Annotated in this window: 2 protein-coding genes; one reads left to right on the forward strand and one right to left on the reverse strand. The window is 73.7% G+C overall.

Going from position 1 to position 3,929, the window contains the following annotated elements; all coding sequences use genetic code 11:
* The coding region (locus ACFY4A_RS39450) for a maltotransferase domain-containing protein (RefSeq protein WP_390834137.1) at positions 1-725 on the reverse strand (725 nt) is incomplete at its 3' end.
* 324 nt (positions 726-1,049) lie between these two features.
* Between ACFY4A_RS39450 and ACFY4A_RS39455 the strand changes: the two genes are divergently transcribed.
* On the forward strand, positions 1,050-3,668 hold the full coding sequence (locus ACFY4A_RS39455; protein WP_390834138.1) for a glycosyltransferase family 1 protein: 2,619 nt from the start codon (positions 1,050-1,052) through the stop codon (positions 3,666-3,668).
* Positions 3,669-3,929: the final 261 nt, after the last annotated feature.

The following is a 3,929-nucleotide window of genomic DNA, read 5'->3' on the forward strand; positions in this document are numbered from 1 at the left end:
AGCAGGCCGAGCGGTTCGGAGGCGGTGACCAGGTCCCGCAGCGGATGGCGGGCGAGGACCGCGTCCACCTCCGGCGTCAACGCCGCCGCCAGCCGGGCCGCGGCCGGCCGGTTCTCGTCCCGCAGCGCCGCCACGGCGGCCAGGACGACGTCCCGGCCACCGCCGTCCCCGGGCACTCCGGCAGCGGCGCGCTCGTACAGGCGCGCGCCCTCCTCCAGGACCAGGTCGGTGTCCAGACCCGCGGGGATCTTGATCTGCGCGTGGTGCCGCCAGGTGGTGACCGGATCCGCCCAGGCCTCGACCGTGTACGTCCAGTGGCCGGGGTCGCCGGCGGTCACGGTGGCGCCCCAGCGGTCGGTGCCGGGGGCCAGCTCGCGCATCGGCGTCCACGGGCCGGGCCGGCCCTCCGGATCGCGCAGGACGACGTTCGCGGCCACGGCGTCGTGACCCTCACGGAAGACGGTGGCCGAGATCTCGAACGATTCTCCGGTCACCGCCTTGGCGGGCCTGCGGCCGTGCTGGACGACCGGGCGGACGTCGAGGACCGGAATCCGGCCGACGGCCGTGGCACCGTCCGGGGAGGACCGTTCCGGGGCCGGCGGGGTCCGCCGGGCGGTGTCCTGGTGGCGTTTTGGTGGCGCGTCGGCGCCGGGCCGGCCGGAGGCGCCGCCGGTGCTGCTCTTGCTGGTTGTCCTTGCTGCTGCCGAGTGGTGCGAGGCGGGCATGACCGCTCCTGTCCGCGTCAACGAGGGTGTGGGCGGATGTGTGTGGGGAGGTGGGTCCTGCGTGGTCGTGCTGTCGGTGTACCGGAGGAGCCTTCCCACCCTATTCGGGTGAGCAATCCGGCTCTTTGTTAACTACTCGCGCGTATGTCCACACACAAGACCAGTCCACTCCGGACACGGACGCAAAAAGGGGCGAACCATTCCATTCAGGTCCATGTCGGACGCTGTCCGAACCCAGCGGTGCCCGCACTCGGACCGGTACGGTTTTGTGTGACGGGGCGCACAGCGCAGTGCGTCCATCCAGCGAACGCGCCGAGGTGGCATGTGAAGGCGATCCGTCGGTTCACCGTCCGTCCCGTTCTCCCCGAGCCCCTGCGCCCGCTCAGCGAGCTGGCCCGCAACCTGCGCTGGTCCTGGCACGCCGAGACCCGTGATCTCTTCCAGTCCGTCGACCCCGAGCGCTGGGCCTCCTCGGGCGGCGACCCCGTGCGCCTGCTCGGCAGCGTGCGTCCCGCACGGCTGACCGAGCTGGCCGGCGACCGCCGCTTCCTGCGCCGGCTGACCGCCGCCGCCGACGACCTGCACGACTACCTGACCGGCGACCGCTGGTACCAGGCCCGGTCCGAGGGCCTGCCCGCCGCGGTCGCCTACTTCTCGCCCGAGTTCGGCATCACGGCCGCGCTGCCGCAGTACTCCGGCGGCCTCGGCATCCTCGCCGGCGACCATCTGAAGGCGGCCAGCGACCTCGGCGTACCGCTGATCGGGGTGGGGCTGCTGTACCGGCACGGCTACTTCCGGCAGACCCTGTCCCGGGACGGCTGGCAGCAGGAGCACTACCCGGTCCTGGACCCCAACGAGCTGCCCGTCACCCTGCTGAAGGAGGCCGACGGAGCCACGGCGCGGGTCTCACTGGCGCTGCCCGGCGGCAAAGCCCTGCACGCCCGGATCTGGGTCGCCCAGGTCGGCCGGATTCCGCTGCTGATGCTGGACTCCGACGTCGAGGAGAACGACCTCGGCGAGCGCGGGGTGACCGACCGGCTCTACGGCGGCGGCAGCGAGCACCGGCTCCTCCAGGAGATGCTGCTGGGCATAGGAGGGGTGCGGGCGGTGCGGACGTACTGCCGGCTCACCGGCCACCCCGAACCGGAGGTGTTCCACACCAACGAGGGCCACGCGGGCTTCCTCGGCCTGGAGCGCATCGCCGAGCTGTGCGACCGGGGGCTGGACTTCGACGCGGGCCTGGAGGCGGTGCGCGCGGGGACCGTCTTCACCACCCACACACCCGTCCCGGCCGGAATCGACCGCTTCGACCGGGAGCTGGTCGCCCGCCACTTCGGGCCCGACGCCGAGCTGCCCGGCATCGACGTCGAACGGATCCTGCGGCTGGGCATGGAGACGTACCCCGGCGGGGAGCCGAACCTGTTCAACATGGCCGTGATGGGGCTCCGGCTGGCCCAGCGCGCCAACGGTGTCTCGCTGCTGCACGGGAGGGTCAGCCGGGAGATGTTCGCCGGGCTGTGGCCGGGATTCGGCCCCGAGGAGGTGCCGATCACCTCGGTGACCAACGGGGTGCACGCCCCGACCTGGGTGGCCCCGGAGGTGTTCCGGCTCGGTGCCCGGCAGGTCGGCGCCCAGCGCACCGAGGACGCCCTGACCGTGGGCGGCTCCGACCGCTGGGACGGCGTCGCCGACATCTCCGACCTGGAGATCTGGGAGTTGCGCCGCGAACTGCGCGAGCAACTGGTGACGGAGGTGCGCGGCCGGCTGCGGGCCTCCTGGCGGCAGCGCGGCGCCGGGACCGCCGAGCTGGGCTGGATCGACGGCGTCCTCGACCCGGAGGTGCTGACGATCGGCTTCGCGCGCCGGGTCCCGTCGTACAAGCGGCTGACGCTGATGCTGCGCGACCGGGACCGGCTGATGGACCTGCTGCTGCACCCCGAGCGGCCGGTGCAGATCGTGGTCGCGGGCAAGGCGCACCCGGCGGACGACGGCGGCAAACGGCTCATCCAGGAGCTGGTCCGCTTCGCCGACGACCCGCGCGTGCGCCACCGGATCGTGTTCCTGCCGGACTACGGCATGGCGATGGCCCAGAAGCTCTACCACGGCTGCGACGTCTGGCTGAACAATCCGCTGCGGCCGCTGGAGGCGTGCGGGACCTCCGGGATGAAGGCCGCGCTCAACGGCTGTCTGAACCTGTCCGTGCTGGACGGCTGGTGGGACGAGTGGTTCCAGCCGGACTTCGGCTGGGCCATCCCCACCGCGGACGGAGTGGGCACCGACCCGGAGCACCGCGACGACGTCGAGGCCGCCGCGCTGTACGACCTGCTGGAGCAGCGGGTCGCGCCCCGCTTCTACGAGCGCGGCCGGGACGGGCTGCCCGAGCGGTGGATCGAGATGGTCCGCCGGACCCTGTCCCTGCTCGGTCCGAAGGTGCTGGCGGGCCGCATGGTCCGCGAGTACGTGGAGCGGCTGTACGCTCCCGCCGCCCACGCCCACCGCGCCCTCGGCCCGGACGCGGCGCGTGAGCTCGCGGCGTGGAAGGCGCGGGTGCGTGCGGCCTGGCACGAGGTGACCGTGGACCACGTGGAGACGTCGGCCAGTACGGCCACCGCCGAGCTCGGTGCCACCCTCGGCCTGCGGGTGCGTGTGGGGCTGGGCAGCCTCGGCCCGGACGACGTGGAGGTGCAGGCCGTCTCGGGCCGGGTGGACGAGGAGGACCGCATCGCCGACGCCACCGCCGTCCCGCTGAAACCCGCGGGCGCCCCCGACCCCGACGGCCGCTGGGTCTACGAGGGCCCCCTGTCCCTGGACCGCACCGGCCCCTACGGCTACACGGTGCGCATCCTCCCCACCCACCGCTTCCTGGCCTCCCCCGCGGAACTGGGCCTGGTAACGGTCCCACCGGAGGAGTCCGGCGAAAAGGCGGGGCTACTCCTGCGCTGACCGTTTCGCCAGGTTCCGGGCCCGCCGGGTTCCGGGCCCGCCAGGGGCCCGGGCTCCTGGCTCGGGCCCCTGGCCCCTGGCCCCTGGTTTCTCGGGGCGGCGGACTGTCCGGGGCCACGGCCGCCGGCCGGGGCGCCGGACAGGCGGCCCCGGTTCGGCCGCCTACGCGGAGCTGCGCCCGCATGCGCCGCGACCGCGACGGCGGGACTCCGTCGCCCGGGCCGCACGGGCCGTGTCGGCACCACGCCACGGCGGGACTCA

The organism is Streptomyces sp. NPDC001292 (genome assembly GCF_042896465.1).
Taxonomy (GTDB): Bacteria; Actinomycetota; Actinomycetes; order Streptomycetales; family Streptomycetaceae; genus Streptomyces.